The sequence below is a fragment of the Acinetobacter sp. I-MWF genome, from assembly GCF_025433935.1.
Classification (GTDB): domain Bacteria; phylum Pseudomonadota; class Gammaproteobacteria; order Pseudomonadales; family Moraxellaceae; genus Acinetobacter; species Acinetobacter guillouiae.
In genome coordinates, this window is the sequence record NZ_JAMBAR010000001.1 from 4,148,886 (window position 1) to 4,167,053 (window position 18,168).

Below are 18,168 nucleotides of genomic sequence, written 5' to 3' on the forward strand. Positions count from 1 at the left end.
TATAATATGACACATACATTCATCTATTTACCTTATTTAATAGATAGACATCTGTGTTTTCTTCGGTATGATAAAAAAACATTTACTAGATATTAAGCGTCTTTAGGAAAGATCATGCACGAGGAATCAGGCCCATCGTGGGGAATGCGTGGCTTACGCAAATGGTTAGGAACAGCGCCAGAAACCCGAGATGAACTGCTAAAATTAGTACAAGATTCACGTCGTTTTTTAGAACCCGATACTGTTGCAATGTTAGAAGGCGTATTAGACCTTCCTGCAACAAAAATCCGTGAAGTCATGACTCCGCGCACAGCGATGGTCAGTTTACAAGAAGATGATCAACTTCTTGATATTTTAGATATTCTTATTGAATCTGCACATTCACGTTTCCCTGTTTTCTCTTCTGATCAGCCTGAAAACGTGGTGGGTATTTTACTTGCTAAAGATCTTTTACCCTTTTTAACTGATCGTTCATCTGTTGTCGATGTGCATGCATTAATGCGTCAGCCATTATTTGTCCCAGAAAGTGCACGTTCCGACCAAGTTTTGAGAATGTTAAAAAACACTCAAACCCATATTGCCATTGTAATTGATGAATATGGTTCAACAGCAGGTCTCGTCACTTTAGAAGATATTCTGGAAGAGATTGTTGGCGAAATTGAAGATGAGCATGATAACGTTGACGAAGAAGCGCAATTTATCATTCCAGATACAGCCCATACCACAGCCAATACATGGATTGTGCAAGCACTTACACCAATCGAACATTTTAACAATGTTTTAGATGCTGAATTTCCTGACGATGAAGTAGAGACTATGGGCGGATTACTGCTTCAAGAAATTGGTCTAGTGAGTGATCTTCAAGGCCAAGTTGTTGAGCTTGAGGATTGGGAATTTACAATTATTGAAGCAGATGCACGCACTATTCATCTGATTCGAGCTGTACATAAATGAGAGCATACTTTGACAAGCTGTTAAATTCATCACAACAACAAAAACAGCTGCCCTTCATTTTCCCATTATTGATTTCGTTAATGTCAGGCGCAGTGTTCAGTTTAGCACTGGCGCCTTATTACTGGTGGTGGTTGGCAATTTTATCGCCTGCCCTGCTATATGCTTGCTTAAAAGGCCGTACACCACGCCAAGCATTTGCGATTGGCTTAAGCTATGGCTTTGGTCTATGGTTTGTTGGCGCATTCTGGCTCTATACATCGATTCATGTGTATGGAGATACCAATGCAGTATTGAGTGTCTTGATGATCGCCATCATGGCCATTGTCATGGGGCTTTTTACTGCGATTCAGACTTGGGTATATCGTAGATTCTTTCCTGAAACGCCATTAACTTTCGCTCCTTTGTGGGTGATCTTCGAATGGTCAAAGACTTGGGTCTTTACGGGTTTTCCTTGGTTATTTGCAGGTTACGCATTCACTGAACGACTTTTAGATGGCTATGCTCCACTGTTTGGTGTGTTTGCAGTATCTTTTGTTGTGATTATCCTTGCTTGTGCATTGGTTGAAATTTTAAATAGAAAAGTCTTTTGGATCTTTCCTGCAATCATTTTAATCCTTGGCGCATGGGGCGCATCGTTTATCACTTTCGTACAACCGAAAGCAGAAAAGCCGCTCTCCGTTTCTTTGATTCAAGGCAATATTCCGCAAGATTTAAAATGGTTAACTGAATATCAGATTAAAACCTTAGAAATTTACGTTAATTTAAGCCGTACTGAATGGGGGCGTGATCTGATTGTTTGGCCAGAATCCTCGATTCCGCTGTTCCAAACAGATATTCAACAATTCTTGGATATGATGGATCAACAAGCCAAAAGTTCAGGCACAGCATGGGTAACCGGTATTCCTTATTGGGACTTAAAAGAGTCACAGAAAAATGGCTATCCAATGTACTACAACAGTATGATGGCTTCTGGCGCAGATTCTTCAGGCTTATATAAAAAACAACGTCTGGTGCCTTTTGGTGAATATATTCCACTTTCAGGATTGTTGGCTTGGGTGTTACCTGCGCTACAAAATGATCCATCCATGAGTGGATTTTCACAAGGTGCATCCAATCAAAAACCTTTTAATATTAAAGGACATGATTTAGCTGCAGCCATTTGTTATGAAGTGGCCTATCCGAATCTCACTCGACGAAATGCGATTAATAGTGACTTTTTAGTGACTGTTTCTAATGATGCTTGGTTCACTGGTACAGCAGGCCCATTACAACATCTTCAAATGGTGCAAATGCGTGCCAAGGAAAATGGACGTTGGTTTATTCGTGCTACCAATACAGGCGTAACAGCATTTATTGACCACAATGGGCATATTGTAAAACAAGCCCCTGTAGATCAAAAAGCTGTGCTTCGTGGTGATTTACCTGCCATGCAAGGTGAAACTTGGTACACCCGCTTTAGTGACTATCCTATTTTATTGCTATCCCTATTATTATTAATTTTAGGCTGGATCTATCGACCTAAAGCAGTCGATATTAGCTTTAAATCTAGACGTTAATGCTTGAATCCCTCATCTCTGGTTTAAGGAGATGAGGTCAGCTTCAACAAAGCGCTTGATTCAATGATTAAAGTAACTTTGTTCCCAATGGCACATTTGCATCAGGCACACACAACGTCACATGCCCATCTTGATTATGAAAACCCGTCACTAAACACTCTGATTGAATCGGCCCAATTTGCTTTTTTGGAAAATTCACAACAGCAACCACAAGCTTCCCAATTAAATCTTCAGGTTGATATAGGTTGGTAATTTGCGCACTCGATTTCTTTATACCGAGTGCTTCGCCAAAATCAACATGCAAAATATAAGCAGGCTTACGCGCTTTCTCAAACACTTCGGCTTGAATAATTTTTCCTACCCGTAACTCTACTTTAAGAAAGTCATTCCATTCTATTTGTTGCATTGCTGAGTCCTCGTATTTTTATCAGTTCATCTCAAGAGATAAAATCATTTTAGATAAATTTAAAGCGATCAACCTTATACAAAACAGACAAATGATCCTGTTAAAAAGACAATCATGTTCAATCCAAGCCCTATCAAAACGAAATTGAAAATATTTTCGGCGCATTTTTTATTATATTTTTTTCAAGTTTATGCTAAATTATTTTCGCTGATCATAAAGCCGTAAACGTTTACGTCAATCAACGTGCCAACATATCTCCAACAAGGCTTGGGGCTATTTTTAATCAAAATTTTAATATTTTGGTGCGGCACTGGCGTTTGTTGGTTTACGGAGTAAAAAATGCAAAATTCTAAATCGTCTTATTTTAATTTTAAAAAGATTCCACATCGCTATGCAGCGATTGTTTTACCTTTGTTACTGTCTATTATCATGACATTTATTGTTTCATGTATCAGTACATTCAGAAGCATGGGGTTTGAGAATTTTTCGCTATACACATGGCTTTCAGCTTGGGGGATTTCTTGGCTGATTGCCTTTCCAGTGTTACTGTTTATCTTACCTATTGTGCGCAAAATCACCATGAGCCTGGTTCAACCGACTTAGTTGAATAAATCTGAATCATTAAATTGTAGTGCAAAAAAACCGAGGATTATACTTATACCCTCGGTTTTCCATGATATTTCAACTAAAGTTGAGTCACCAAATAAGACATCATTGCAGCTAAAAATAACATTGGCACATAACGATATGAACGTACTAAATATTGTTCTAATAATGATGAGAATTCAGTTTTTAACTGAAATACTGTCAAATTTAAGGCATTATAAAAACTAATAATAGATAATGCACTAAATACGCTAATCGCCATAAAACCAATCATGATCTGGCTATTGGCATCGGCAACTTGCCAAATATTGAGAAAAAACTGGCTAATCGGTAATAGGCTCAAAATTAAAAGAACAGATTTGAGCATAGTCCAATGAAATTGGCTGATTTCATCTGGTAATAATAATGCTTTCATCTCATCCTCCTAAGCAATTCAGATTGCCCTGAGAACTATTATGCAAGCTTTTAATTAAATAAAAAGTCTATTTTTATACACAATTTAACTTTCTTGTAACTATTAAATATGGGAATAATTCTTATTATAACTCTCAAACATCGTTATTTTAAATAGCTGTTATATTTCAATAAATTAAATACACTTTAGCAAACAAGAAAGATTATCACTTCACTCAAGATTTATTAACTCGATTAAATGAAGTGATTAATCCCATAAATAATAACTTAAATAATCTTCAATTAAGGTTGGTAATAAATATCTGCATCATTTCCTTCACCACCTTGTTTACCATCGGCACCAAAAGAATATAAATCAAATTTACGACCTTCAGAACCAGGGATCACATATTGAATATCATTTTCCCAACTGTCTTTCGGATAACCACCTTTAACATAACCACCAGGTAACCAGTTTTTAGCCGTTGCAGGTTGATTTACAAGCGCGTCTAAACCACCTTCTTGGCTTGTCGGATAACGCCCATTGTCCAGTTTATACTGGTCTAAAGCACCCGCTACACCTTTTAATGCAATTTTAGTGGTGTCAACTTTGGCTTTTTCACCACGTCCCATCACATTGGGTACGATCAATGCTGCAAGTACGCCTAAAATAACAATCACAACCATCACTTCAATTAAGGTAAAACCTGACTGACGAGTCCTATTCATCTTTCGTTGCATCTGCTTACTCTCTATATATTCTTTATAAAAATAATTGGCTTAAATCATATTGTTCATATTGACGATTGGCAACATGACTGCAATCACAATAACCAAAACAATACCAGCCATAAACACCAACATTAAGGGTTCCAGTAAAGCCAATAATGTTGAAATAAATGAGGATACTTCTCGATCCTGCATATCTGATGCACGGCTTAACATTCGATCTAACTCACCCGAAGCTTCACCGCTTTTAATCATTTGTACCATCATCGGTGGGAAATAACCACAACGCTCCAATTGTGTTGCAAGATTTCCACCTTCTGTGACTTTCTCTGCTGCAATATTAACAGCATCTCGTATCACCCAATTGCTACTCACCGCTGCTCCAATTTTTAAAGCATCAACCAATGGCACGCCTGATTGGGTAAGAATAGATAAGGTACTGGCAAAACGCGCTGCATTTATACCACGAGATAATTTACCAAATAATGGCAATCTGAGTGTTAAACGATCAAAAGCATAGTGCCCCGCAGAAGTTCGCAGGAATCGAATTAATAAAAAGATCCCAACCACACTAAACACCAGCATAAAGGGCCAAGCCTGCCGAATAATCTCACTGGCTTTCATTAACGCCACAGTGATCCATGGCAAGGCTTGCTTACTTTGGTCAAAGGTTTTAACAATGTCTGGAACAACATACGTCATTAACCCCATCACAATCGCAAAAGACATAAACATCAAGATGATTGGATAGATCATCGCACCTTGAATTTTCTTTTGCATGGCAAAGCGGTTTTCGGTGTAATCAGATAATTGATCTAAAATTAAATCTAAATGTCCTGAACGTTCACCCGCAGCAACAGTCGCAATATACAAATCTGGAAAGCGTCCTGTTTGTTGCATCGCTTGAGCCAAAGAGTGCCCTTCAAGCACTTTTGAACGTGCCGAAAGTAAAAGATTTTGTACATGCACTTTTTCACTTTGTTTGGCAACGGCTCGTAATGCTTCCTCTAAAGGAATCGCAGCAGCGACCAAAACAGAAAGTTGACGTGTCATTAAGGCCAGATCATAAGCCGAGAATTTACGTTGAAAAAATCCTGAACTTTTATTTTTATCTTTTTGTTCAACAGCATCCACTGTGACAGGAATCAATTCCTTGTCCCGTAGTTGTTGTCGAATCTGGCGTGCTGAATCTCCCTCTAACACGCCTTTTTGCTGCTTTCCTGAAGCATCAATTGCAGTAAATTGATATGCTGGCATTATTATGCTCTAGTTTTCCAAAATTTTTTGATTACGCTGTTGCGTCATACCCTATAAATCATTCATATTCATGTTTATAGATGACTGTTACACTCTAACACAAGCCGAATCTGCACATGAAACAATTTCATCACAGCCTCACTAAATTAATGAGTCACTAAATTAAAAATGTCGAATACCCTTGCTACGCCACAGACGATTTATCGTATTCAAGTTGCTGTTCCAGTCTATTTGAATGACTGCTTTGATTACCAAGTCACCGCTGAACAATATGCGCAAGCTGAAGTCGGTGCGCGTGTTGCAGTGTCTTTTGGCAGACAAAATCTGATTGGTGTTATTGTCAAGAAAGTACCGATTGATGAACCTGTGGATTCTCATTTTAAACTCAAAGCCATTACTGAACTGTTAGATGAACAGGCCATTCTAGACAGTAAAGTTTTAAGTTTATTGACATGGTCATCACAATATTATCAATTTCCTATCGGTGAAGTGATTCAAACGGCGTTACCTACCTTATTACGCCAAGGTAAACCTTATAATTTATTGGCACGTATCTGGAAACTTTTAGACTTACATGCCGAAGACAAAGTTAAGCGTTCTGAAAAACAACAAGAAGCCTATAAAATTTTAAAGCTACACCCGAAAGGGACACAGGAAAACATTCTTAATTTAAGTGGTGTTGAAACAGCCACACTCAAAGTCCTTGAGAAAAAAGACATTGTTCGTTGTGATTTAGAACCACAAAATGTCACGCCAGAACCTGTGCAATTGGCACAGATGCCACTCACGCCAAATGACGATCAGAAGAAAGCCATTCAAGCGATTTTAAAAGCGCAAAAAAAATATCAAGCGTTTCTACTGGATGGTTTAACTGGGAGTGGTAAAACCGAAGTTTATTTGCAAGTGATGCATGAAGTACTTAAACAAGGCAAACAAGTTCTGGTTTTAGTGCCTGAAATTGGCTTAACCCCACAAACCATCAGCCGTTTCCAATCACGTTTTCATTGCAATATTGCCTTACTACACTCAGGCTTAAATGACACTAAACGTTTACAAGCATGGCAGCATGCGCAAACGGGCAAAGCCTCTATTATTTTAGGTACACGTTCTGCAATTTATACGCCTTTGCCGCATTTGGGTTTGATTATTTTAGATGAAGAGCATGATCTTTCGTTTAAACAGCAAGAAGGCTTCCGCTATCATGCTCGCGATGTGGCCATGTATCGTGCACATTTAGAAAATTGCCCGATTATTTTAGGTTCGGCCACACCAAGCATCGACAGTTATTATCTTGCTCGCCAAGAAAAGCTGACACGGATTGAGTTAAATCAACGTGCTGGTGCCGCAATCATGCCGAAAATGCATTTGATTGATTTAAAAGTGGCAAAAAAACAGCATGGCTTAAGTGATGTTTTGATTGCTGAAATCAAAAAACGTTTAGAGAAAAAAGAACAAGTTCTGATTTTTTTAAATCGCCGCGGTTATGCCCCTGTGCTTATCTGTGAAAGCTGTGGTTGGCAGGCCAATTGCCCCAACTGCGATGCTCACTTTACCCTGCATTTAAAGCCTTATCAGCATTTACATTGTCACCATTGTGGCACGATTAATCGTATGCCTGATGCTTGCCCTCAATGCAATCAACAACAATTAAAGCCAATTGGCATGGGAACTGCCAAAGTTGAAGAAACCTTGAATGAGCTGTTCCCTCACTTCCCCGTCTTGCGCGTAGATCGTGACTCAACCAGTCGGGTTGGTAGTTGGCAAAAGATTTATGATCAAATCCAAAAAAGTGAACCGACCATTTTACTTGGCACTCAAATGCTGGCAAAAGGACATCACTTTCCTTATGTCACCTTAGTGGCAATTTTGGATATTGATGCAGGTTTGTTGAGTGTGGATTTCCGTGCCACAGAACGTACTGCGCAATTAATTATTCAAGTTGCAGGTCGTGCGGGTCGTGGTGAAATGAAAGGTGAGGTCTATTTACAAACCCTAAGACCTGATCATCCGTTATTAAACACCTTGATTCATAATGACTATCGGACCTTTGCCAAACAAACCTTAAAAGATCGCCAAGCAGCACTACTTCCACCCTTTCGTTATACAGCTTTGATCCGTTGTGATTCAAAGCATCAGGAAGAAAATTTAAAGTTTCTGACTGAAATGACGCAGCTCCTTAGACAAACTGCCGAAGAGAATTTAATTGATATTTGGGGACCGATTCCAGCGCCAATGGAGCGTAAAGCAGGGCGTTACCAAGCCCATGTGGTTTTGCTTTCTCAAGATCGGGCAAAAATGCATTTTTATATTCGCCAATGGTGGCAACAGCTGTTACATAGCAAACCTTCTACGATGAAAGTCACCATAGATGTTGATCCGCAAGAATTGAGTTGAGTTTATTGTTGTATGTTGAATATCCTCATATCTTGATTCAATTGCTTGCATAACCGAATATTGATGTATTACAACCACTTCCTGCCATTAAGTAAATTGTAATTATCAGTATTTTTATCAATTTCGTGGTGCCGATTCCAATTCAATACTTTTTATTCAATATATTTAGGACTTAGCTCTCCACAGACAAAGAATGCTATTTTTCTTGCGGATATGATTGTTTTATAATTTCGTAAAAAAGTAATTAATTCTGAAGATAAAAAATAATCAACATCCCATGATTCTTCTTTTTCTTTATCTAGCGGTAGATTGTGTATTAAATTCAAAATCATTCCTGCGCTACGGAAATCGGAGGATTGAATTTGTAATAATACTTCTTTTAAACAAAAATCAAGTATTCTACGTGTACTCTCCACTTGAACGAATGAAGAATTATCAACAACATATTGGATGCGATCAACAATATGCTCTTTGGGATTTCCATTTAACAAAACATTTCTACAAGATATTATGTTTGCTCGAATAGAATAAATAATATCCATTAATACCCTCCTCCCTATTTCTTAAACATAGCCATAGAAAACTAAAAAAAGTTGAATAGTTAATATTTAGTATCAAGTAGAAGTTTCAATATTAAGAGTTAATCATCATTTCGAACACTTCCTAACTCTTCTGCTCGATCATACCAAATAGCTCCAAGAACTTTATTCTTTCTAGTACCGATACCAAAATAATAGCATCTAGAAACTTCATAAACCGCTTCAGATGAGCCTCTTAAAGCTGATTGTAAATATAATAAAAACGCTTTTTTTTGATTTTTAGAAACATATACTCCTCTTTCATAACTAACAGCCAAATCATACATTGCATCAGGCCATTTCATTTCTGCCGCTTTTTTTAGATATTCAGTTCCTTTGACATAATCTTGTTCCAAAAAATGACCACCATGTAAATACCATGTTGCAATTGCGTAAGTTGCTTCTGGAGATCCTCGTTTATATGCAAGGTCTAATAGCTTATAAGCTTGTTCGCAATCTGGAACATCTTGTTTTACAAGCTCGCGGGCTGTTTGTATCAATTCATCGTTTTTCAAAACTTTCTCCTTTTAATTACACTTATCCCCCCTACCTATTGCTCCACAAATTAGATTATATAAATAAATATCACTCTCTAACTGTTAAAATAATTTCAATCTATTAGTGAATAATCCTTCTAATCTTTTCACAGTCTGTTTCATATCCATTGAGTGGTAAACTATTTAACATCGATTCAAATTGCTGCTTCTTTTTTTGATCATTTGAATTGATCATTGATTTGGATTGACTAGAGAGAGAAGCCATTGCTTCTGAATAGCATAGGTTTAAGCTAAAAGAGTTTAGTACACTTCCTAAATAGAAAGCTGTGATAACCAATAAGAGGTAAATTATAGCAAATAGAAATATTTTAAAATTTTTCATATTTATAACCTTACATTAACAACAAGAATAGAAAACTATAAAACAGTCCCTGTGGAGCCTATAAACAAATACAAGTCGTAACCTCATGGATTAAATCCCAACATCTTTTATAATATTTTTTTTGGAGAAAACTAAATCTTACATTCTCAACACTATCTAAGATAATTAAAACTATTTTCCTTTATCATAACTTCTCTCTTTTAGCTTAACATCAAAATATTCTACCCAATTTTCCAACATTTGGATTTCATCTCCAGATACGTTTTTATATCTATGTCTACTGATAAATTCTTTTAAGTCATTGATTAATAATTCAGTATCTTCTAACTTTACACTTTCATAAAAAATTAAGCTTTGATCATGATTTCTTGAGATTTTATCACCACAAGTGACCAAAAGAGCAGTATAAAAATCTACTCTTTCATTCTGTTCTAGACCTTGATTTTCTTTAATCTCATAGTCGATAGAGGCCCATAAATAAGTCGGTATTTTTTCACTAGGCAACCTCATACATATATTCACAACTTTAAATTTTAATAGATTAGACTCTACAAAATCTAACTTATGAAATATAGAAATTAAATAAACACATCCTATTAAAAGAAGACCAATCATTAAAGAAAACAAGAATAAACGTAATTTATTTTTAGTTAACAATTTTTCCCTCAAATTCTATTTATTTCGATTTTAAGGAACTATGAGGTGATCACTTACAATATAGAGTACATCGCCAGTGTCAATTCTTTTAGCATCAATTTTTACTTTTAAAGATTTAACACATTCGCACCTATTTTTATTTTCACTATAAATAACTAAAGAGGATTTTTTGAAGGAATTTAATGTCAAATAAGCATTTTCATTTTCAGCACATGAAAATACATCTGTTAATGAAACTAAATAAGACTTTTCATTATCTATTTTTGTAATGGTTGGTTTAATTTTCTCGTATCCTCCATCACATTTATTTTCTTCGGCAAAAATTTCCACTCCCGTTTCGAATGTAAATGTATTCTCTAAATTCTGAGCCCTATTACAAGCTGAAGAGCTTAGAATCACAAATAAACTTAATGATGATTTAAGCCATTTATTCTTTACCATTATTACCCCTCAATCTTGTAGAATAATTAAGCTAGTAATGCAATAAAATTTCAAATGAATAAAAATTAAAAAACACCTTTTCTCTATCCTTATCCTCAAAGGAGTATTTTATTCTATCCAAACCATCATTGTTTTTAGTTATTTGACTAAACATAAATTGATTAAGGCCTCCTCCAAAATTATTTATCTGAAAATTAGAGATATCTTTAAATAATATAATTAGAGGTTTGGTATCATCTAAATCCGACCCTATTTCCAAAATTAAATTATAGGAAAAATCTTCAAAATCAAAATACATTTTAATAACGATGCTCTTTTCAAAAAGCATTTTGTTAATATTTTCTATATTCGTCATTCTATTCAATACTTTTTATTCAATATATTTAGGGCTTAACTCTCCACAGACAAAAAATGCTATTTTTCTTGCGGATATAATTGTTTTATAATTTCGTAAAAAAGTAATTAATTCTGAAGATAAAAAATAATCAACATCCCATGATTCTTCTTTTTCTTTATCTAGCGGTAGATTGTGTATTAAATTCAAAATCATTCCTGCGCTACGAAAGTCTGAGGAATGAACTTGTAATAATGCTTCTTTTAAACAAAAATCAAGTATTTTACGTGTGCTCTCTACAGAAACAAACGAAGAATTATCAATAACATATTGAAGACAATCAACAATATGCTCATTTTTCCTTCCATTTAGTAAAATATTTCTACTACCTATTATGTTTGCTCGAATAGAATAAATAATATCCATTAGTTAGTACCCTCCTGGTGAGTACATGAGATCGGCTGGGGTTCTGTAAGGGCCATATGGTAATTCAACTCTTTCAATTGGCACTTCAAATATCCCTGAGCGATTGGCTCCAATTATCCTATGATGACCATCAAGAATATATAGCTGACCATTATATTTTGTTACAGTAACTGGTACTTTTACACCTTGTTGCCTAATACTTTGCGTTAGTTCTTTTAAATCTTTTCTACTCATTGTTGGACCATGAGTTGGTCTAAGATTAGTAATTTTTTCAACAGGATTGGTTTGTCTTTGGTTGGAGACACCACTTCCACATTGGCCTGCTGCTTGAGCATTACGTAGCTTTTCAGTTAACTCATTAATATTACTTCTATTATATCTTGCTGGGCTGTAAGTATTACTAATTGTTGAATAATTAAATGATGGATCATAACGCCGAATTTGATTTATTAAAGACACCGCTTGATAGTTAATAAGAGCTGATCCACCAGAAGGATTTGGAAGCCTGCGATTTAGTCCATCCTCATCTATAAAATTAATCGGATTATTTTCTACATACGCATATGTATTTAGACCACCCGCCAATCCAATCGGATCACTCTGAGTATAACGCCCTATACTTGCATCATAATAACGGTTCCAGTTATACCAAAGTGTACTCTCTGCATCATAATATTGCCCAGGGAATCCAAGATTAAAAACACCTAATGTTTCATTCGTCACTGTACGCCCAAAACTACCGTTAGAAGCCTTCCACACCACCGACTTATTTGGGGCAGTAATTGATTCTGCCCGACCCAAATGATCATTGTGTATGAAATGTACATCACCTCTTGTGAACAGAGCGATAGGTTCGCCACCTAACCAGATATAGAAACGGCCTATGCTACCAACTCGCCATGTCTCTGCTGTTAAACGACCATCAGGCGTATAAATATAATCTGTGCGGGCTGAACCATTGACTTTACGACTGCGAAGATTGTCCACATCATAATCATAACGGGTAACGCTTTCACCTGATTTCACTGTTTTAAGACGCCCAAAACCATCATAAGCATAGTTGTAATTAGCTGTCCCGACCGGACCTGTACGAGCAGTTAAGTTTCCAAGCGTGTCATAACTATACGATTGTATACCCGCAGCAGTGGTCATTGATTTAAGCTGATTTCCAGCAGAAATTTCATAACGTGCTGCATTACTGGACTGGTTCAGTCTGTTCGACCCCGTATCATAGCCCCATCTTAGTGCTTGTACATTTGTACTAGAACCAAGTAAACGGCCCATCGCATCATATTCATGACTAAGGCTCTTGCGATCGTCTACAATATCTTTGACTTGCGTGATCCAGTCATTGCTGTTGTAGCTGTAAGCATAGTTTTGTAGGTTTCCACGAATACCAGTCAAGCGATAATCCTGATCATAACTGCGCTTTTCAGTCAGACCATTGCCATAGGTCCAACTTTTAACTCCACCATAGGGTTCATAAAGAATATTACTCACCACAGTTATGATAATATCTGTATCGAATTTGAATATTACCTCCTTGACTCGATTCAGTTCGTCATATATATACACGCTATTAAATATTAGTTCATGACCTTCTTGAAACACACGGTCATAATCATCGTATAACCAGTAATAATTGTATTCTGTACCATCAATTTTAGTCACTTGAACGGTGAGTTGGCCTGATTTGGTATAACCATAGCCTTTACCCGTTATCCCATCTGAGGTTGCACATAATCTTCCAATGCCATTGGTACAATCATCATAACGCCAGACTTGAACCTGATCACCTGTTCTGGCCTGAGTTTTTCGATTCAAGGCATCATAGTTATAATTGGTGATACTGCCATCGGCACGGGTCAAGCTGATGAGATTCCCATCATTGTCATAAGTGTAGCTGGTTTGACCGGTGGCTGGGCTCTTCTGGGTAAGAACTTCCCCGAAACCGTTATAGCTATAGGTGGTTGTATTACCAGCTGGATCAGTGACTGAGGTTAAGTTACCTAGGGAATCCCATGTGTATCTTACAATTGAGCCATCTGGCTGACCTTCTGTCAGCAAACGCCCCATGGCATCATAGCTAAAGGTTTTTACCTGGCCCAGTGCATTGCTTTGTTTAATCACATTGCCATTGCCATCATATTCCCGAGCAATGTTCTGACCATTATTACCTTTGTCTGCTGTTATCCAACCCAACTGGTTTTGGTCATTTGCTCGAGCGTAGCGAACAGTATTACCTTCACGATACTCTACTCGTTGTAGGACACCCAAATTGGAATAACTGTAGTTCTGCTGGCTAATGACATTGCCATCGGTACCATGACTAATACTGGCAATCGTTCCATTATCATTATAAGTCGTTGTTTCAACCATTCCATTTGGATAGCTGGTTTTGGTACGGCCGAAAGGCCCGTATTCATAACGTGTTTGGATATACCTCGCCAGTGAATTTTTTAAGGCTTCACTGATTACTCGCCCCCGACTGTCATAGCTGTATTGAATGTCTTGCCCATTGGCTGAAGTAATTTTACCCACATTGCCTAAAGTATCATAATCGCTATATGTCGTGGTTTGCCCCAAGGCATTCTTAAACTCGATCAGATTTCCAACTGTGTCATACATATAACGGCTGATCTTTCCATTTTTAGTGACGGCCATCGTTGCCAGCATCGTATTGGCATGGAAGGTATAACTGTATTGTTCTTTACGACAACTGTGTTGGTCGCAGACGGAGAAGCTTTTTAAGCGGTTTTTAGCGGGTTCATTGGCAGCATAATAACTATAAGTTTCCTCTCGAATTAAGCGATTAGATCCATCAAGCATTTGAATTTGAGTGATTAAACTGGTTTCTCCAAGGTAGCTATATTTTTTGATATACGCATTGGAAGTATTACCATTTTGGATACCTATAGTTTCTTGAGTGACTCTGCCAAAACGATCACGCTGATATTGTGTCTCTACGCCATTCCAGTCTTTGGTGGAAATCACATATCCATTGTTATCGTAAGTATTTTCCATACTGCTATTCGGGCAGTTATTTACCCCACTTCTTTCTACTTTAGCCAGTTTATTTTTTTTATTATCTGTATAAATATATTTAATAACTGCACCTAAAGGATTGGTGACAATTGTATAATTATCAGCAAAAGTTAACCTATCAACTTGTGTACCATCACTCCGGCCACTTTGAACTGCTTTGTTTCCATTAAAATAATAGCTATTGTAAGGCTTGCGATTTATCCATATCCCACTCAGCATATGATAAGAGTCAGCTCCATTTTCGCCATAATAATATGTACGTGTGCCTGTATTTTTAGGATAAGAAACTAAATAAAGTGTGCGGTAATTATGGTGGTATGAATAAATATTTCCAGCAGGATCTATCACTTCTGAGAGTTCACCCGCATACCAAATTAACTTAATAGATTTTCCATTTGTATGTGTGACTTTAATTAATCTTTTATTTTCATCATAAGAAAGTACCCAACCGATACCATAAGCATTTTTTTTACTAAGTAACCTTCCATTGAGCGTATAAGTCTCAACCCCACCATCTGGTAGGGTAACAATAAATTCGTTATTAGATTTCTGAATACGTGTTAATTCATTTAAGTAATAATTTTCACCATTGGGTAATTGTCGAATTCTCTTTCCCTGAGGATCTATAGCTAAACGATAATCAAAATTATGCCTCCATTTTCCATTGACTGAAAAATTCGCAGTGCCAGTAGCAAAAGAATCATAATAGCGAATAAACGCTAAAGGCATCTCACCAGACGTTGTAAAGTCCAGTTCCTGCTGGATTTTTTTCCCAGTTGCAATCACGATAGGATTAGAAGTACTATCTGCGGAACATTCCCTTGCCTCAAAAGCAGGAACAACAAGCTCCGTATCCTCAGAACTAGACGTTGGACCCGTGCTCGTAGAACCACCACCTCCACCAGAAGTACCACCACCAAGCCAAGGATCATATATACTAGGGAATGGACTTGGTCTTATAGCCTCTACTTCTATTCTTGGTAATTGACCTACATCACCTCTTTTACTAGAACCTGAAATTAAACGACTTCCAAAAGTATTTTCACAGTACGATTCTATTTTATACCAATAATTGCAGTCTCCTCCGCTATAACATGCCTCATATTCCATTTCACATTCTTCAAATGACGTAGCGAATGTTTTGATTGGAAAAAAAATTATAAAAAATAATAGTACAAATATTCTCATTTTTATTCTCAGTAAATCTTGAACTACGGAATACTGTATCACGCTAAAAATTAAATAAGAATCATTCTCAATTGATTTTTTAAATTAAATTTAGTATTTATTAAGTTTTTCTAAATATATTGAAAAATATAGTATTCCATTTAAGCCCAATATCATCTTCATAAAAAAGATCATTTAGAAAAAAGCAAAAAATCACCACCATATAAAGTAAAGGATTTTCAATACAATTTATTATCACGGCTTTATTTACACATCAGTTCTCATCTTACCTTGCTAATCACTTTTAAATTTTTATTGGGTAAAAAGACAATTTCTTAATAAATATCTCCAAGTCAATCACAAAATCACGCTACAATTTCTAAAGAAAGAAAAAAACTTAAGGCAAGTGAATGTCACTGTTACTCCAAATCACCATCTTCCTTGGTGCAGCATTAATTCTGGTTCCTCTAGGGAAAAAACTCGGTATTGCCACCGTACTGGGTTACTTATTTACAGGAATACTTCTGGGTCCAAGCGCATTTAACATTGCCAATGATCCAGAGGAAATCATGCACCTTGCAGAATTTGGGGTGATTTTACTGATGTTCCTGATTGGTTTAGAACTTCGCCCACAGCGTTTATGGGAAATGCGCCAATCCATTTTTGTGATGGGAAGTTTACAGGTGGGGGTTACTGGTTTAGTGCTGATGGGAACCATCTATTTAATCTTTCAACAATCACTCCCCGCAAGTTTTGTGATTGGTTTTGCCTTAGCACTTTCTTCAACCGCCTTTGTTTTACAGCTTTTGGAAGAAAAACAACAGTTAAACACCACCCATGGTCAGCAATCCTTTTCGATTTTACTGTTTCAGGATATTGCTGCGATTCCATTACTTGCCATCATCCCACTCTTAGCAGGCAGTGAATCGAGTCATCATGGCGTTGCTTACTTTGCTGCGATTATCGCCACGTTCACGGGTTTATTTCTGTTTAGCCGTTATGTGATGCGACCATTTTTCCGCTTTGTGGCAAAAAGTGGTGCAACAGAACTGATCACAGCTGTTGGCCTATTTATTGTGCTGGGTGTGGTGTTGTTGATGGATACACTTGGGATCAGCACAACCTTAGGCGCTTTTTTAACAGGCGTGCTTCTAGCTGACTCTGAATTCCGTCATGAACTTGAAGCCAGTATTGCGCCCTTTAAAGGTTTATTGCTCGGTTTATTCTTTATGACGGTAGGAATGACCACACAAATCTCGTTAATTGCAGATATGCCATTACTGATTATTGGTGGCGCAGTCAGTTTAATTCTGATCAAAATGATCGCGATGGTAGCCATTGCACGTTATAAAAAAATGAGTTGGACCAACAGTTTAATGGTCGCAACCTGTTTAGCCCAAGGGGGTGAATTTGCCTTTGTGGTATTAAACGTGGCAAAAAGCGAAAAAGTATTGGCTGAAGCAATCATGGAGCCCATCACTTTAATTGTGACCTTATCCATGGTACTGACCCCAATCTTCTTTTGGCTGGTAAGTACGCAAGTATTGCCATTAATCAATAAAGACAGTGCGCCGAAATACGATGAGATTCCCAACGAACACCCTGCTCTTATTGTTGCTGGTTTTGGTCGTGTAGGGCAAATTGTTGCTCGTTTGGCGCGTATCCGTCATTTTACCTTTACCGCCATTGATAATAATTTACAAAAAATTGATTTTGTTCGACGCTATGGTGGTACTTTGTATTATGGCGATGTGACTCAACCCGATTTACTCCGTGCAGCCGGAATTGAGCAGGCCAAGGTTTTTGTATTGGCAATTGATAATGTTGAAGATTCAATGAATGTTGCGCGACATATTTTGCTCAATTATCCAAACCTTACCTTATTGGTTCGAGCACGAGATCGTTATCACATGCATCTCCTACGTGATGTCGGAGTTAAACATATTTGGCGTGAAACCTATTTGACTTCATTGGGGATGGGTTATCGAGCATTGTGTGAACTGGGCATGAGTAAACAAGAGGCTTATGATAGTGTTGAGCTATTTAGAAACTACGATGAAGAACTGTTAACACGTCAACAGCGTATTTATACCGATGAGCAAAAGCTTTTTGAAAGCTATCGGGACTTTATTTCGGAGCTTGAGCACCTGTTTGAAAGCGATGCGCAAGTTGAAAACCACAATCCTGAGCAATATAAAGATGTTCCAGATTTGGATGAATCAGGCTTAGAAAGACCCACAGCAAAAGCTCAAACCACACATGCCAAGCATGATCGTATTAATATTATGCGTGATGACGAAAATTAACTTTAAGATGCAGCGTTTTTCAGGTGAAATAAACTTGTGA

At 37.1% G+C, this 18,168-nt stretch carries 16 protein-coding genes; 5 read left to right on the plus strand and 11 right to left on the minus strand.

Translation table 11 applies throughout. The annotated features are described in order from the left end of the window. Positions 1-114 precede the first annotated feature (114 nt). Entirely contained in the window at positions 115-954 is an 840-nt protein-coding gene (locus M2R48_RS19235) for an HlyC/CorC family transporter (protein ID WP_056517349.1), read from the plus strand. Further along, positions 951-2,510 (plus strand): apolipoprotein N-acyltransferase, encoded by a 1,560-nt coding sequence (gene lnt, locus M2R48_RS19240; protein ID WP_262087162.1) that lies wholly within the window; start codon positions 951-953, stop codon positions 2,508-2,510. The genes M2R48_RS19235 and lnt overlap by 4 nt, the downstream gene beginning before the upstream one ends. A gap of 67 nt (positions 2,511-2,577) precedes the next feature. Here the strand turns inward: lnt and M2R48_RS19245 are convergent, their stop codons facing one another. Continuing rightward, on the minus strand, positions 2,578-2,916 hold the full coding sequence (locus tag M2R48_RS19245; RefSeq protein ID WP_262087163.1) for a tRNA-binding protein: 339 nt from the start codon (positions 2,914-2,916) through the stop codon (positions 2,578-2,580). Positions 2,917-3,255: 339 nt separating this feature from the next. Between M2R48_RS19245 and M2R48_RS19250 the strand changes: the two genes are divergently transcribed. Beyond that, positions 3,256-3,519: a DUF2798 domain-containing protein gene (locus M2R48_RS19250; RefSeq protein ID WP_034617824.1), complete on the plus strand. Its 264-nt coding sequence runs from the start codon at positions 3,256-3,258 to the stop codon at positions 3,517-3,519. A gap of 82 nt (positions 3,520-3,601) precedes the next feature. Here the strand turns inward: M2R48_RS19250 and M2R48_RS19255 are convergent, their stop codons facing one another. The 3 genes from M2R48_RS19255 to gspF form a co-directional block, all read right to left on the minus strand. Continuing rightward, positions 3,602-3,937, minus strand: a complete 336-nt coding sequence (locus tag M2R48_RS19255; protein ID WP_004725552.1) for a hypothetical protein — start codon at positions 3,935-3,937, stop codon at positions 3,602-3,604. Positions 3,938-4,218: 281 nt separating this feature from the next. After that, entirely contained in the window at positions 4,219-4,656 is a 438-nt protein-coding gene (gspG, locus tag M2R48_RS19260) for a type II secretion system major pseudopilin GspG (RefSeq protein ID WP_004725550.1), read from the minus strand. A 39-nt stretch (positions 4,657-4,695) separates the two neighbouring features. Further along, positions 4,696-5,901 (minus strand): type II secretion system inner membrane protein GspF, encoded by a 1,206-nt coding sequence (gene gspF, locus M2R48_RS19265; protein WP_004725548.1) that lies wholly within the window; start codon positions 5,899-5,901, stop codon positions 4,696-4,698. Between the two features lie 168 nt (positions 5,902-6,069). On the opposite strand from gspF, the gene M2R48_RS19270 reads away from it, so the two are divergent. Continuing rightward, entirely contained in the window at positions 6,070-8,295 is a 2,226-nt protein-coding gene (locus M2R48_RS19270; RefSeq protein ID WP_034617817.1) for a primosomal protein N', read from the plus strand. 152 nt (positions 8,296-8,447) lie between these two features. Here the strand turns inward: M2R48_RS19270 and M2R48_RS19275 are convergent, their stop codons facing one another. The 7 genes from M2R48_RS19275 to M2R48_RS19305 all read right to left on the minus strand — a co-directional run bounded on the left by M2R48_RS19275 (position 8,448) and on the right by M2R48_RS19305 (position 15,765). Further along, on the minus strand, positions 8,448-8,837 hold the full coding sequence (locus M2R48_RS19275) for a hypothetical protein (protein ID WP_262087164.1): 390 nt from the start codon (positions 8,835-8,837) through the stop codon (positions 8,448-8,450). Positions 8,838-8,935: 98 nt separating this feature from the next. Further along, positions 8,936-9,388: a tetratricopeptide repeat protein gene (locus M2R48_RS19280; protein WP_262087165.1), complete on the minus strand. Its 453-nt coding sequence runs from the start codon at positions 9,386-9,388 to the stop codon at positions 8,936-8,938. 535 nt (positions 9,389-9,923) lie between these two features. Next, positions 9,924-10,409, minus strand: a complete 486-nt coding sequence (locus M2R48_RS19285) for a hypothetical protein (protein ID WP_262087166.1) — start codon at positions 10,407-10,409, stop codon at positions 9,924-9,926. Positions 10,410-10,439: 30 nt separating this feature from the next. Then, positions 10,440-10,850, minus strand: a complete 411-nt coding sequence (locus M2R48_RS19290; RefSeq protein WP_262087167.1) for a hypothetical protein — start codon at positions 10,848-10,850, stop codon at positions 10,440-10,442. Between the two features lie 31 nt (positions 10,851-10,881). Then, complete coding sequence (locus tag M2R48_RS19295) at positions 10,882-11,205, minus strand: hypothetical protein (protein WP_262087168.1); 324 nt, start codon at positions 11,203-11,205, stop codon at positions 10,882-10,884. A 15-nt stretch (positions 11,206-11,220) separates the two neighbouring features. Next, positions 11,221-11,610 (minus strand): hypothetical protein, encoded by a 390-nt coding sequence (locus M2R48_RS19300; protein WP_262087169.1) that lies wholly within the window; start codon positions 11,608-11,610, stop codon positions 11,221-11,223. Between the two features lie 3 nt (positions 11,611-11,613). After that, positions 11,614-15,765 carry an RHS repeat-associated core domain-containing protein gene (locus M2R48_RS19305; RefSeq protein WP_262087170.1) on the minus strand — a complete coding sequence of 1,384 codons (4,152 nt, stop codon included), beginning with the start codon at positions 15,763-15,765 and terminating at the stop codon, positions 11,614-11,616. Positions 15,766-16,232: 467 nt separating this feature from the next. On the opposite strand from M2R48_RS19305, the gene M2R48_RS19310 reads away from it, so the two are divergent. Beyond that, positions 16,233-18,128, plus strand: a complete 1,896-nt coding sequence (locus M2R48_RS19310) for a monovalent cation:proton antiporter-2 (CPA2) family protein (RefSeq protein ID WP_262087171.1) — start codon at positions 16,233-16,235, stop codon at positions 18,126-18,128. The last annotated feature ends 40 nt before the right edge of the window (positions 18,129-18,168 follow it).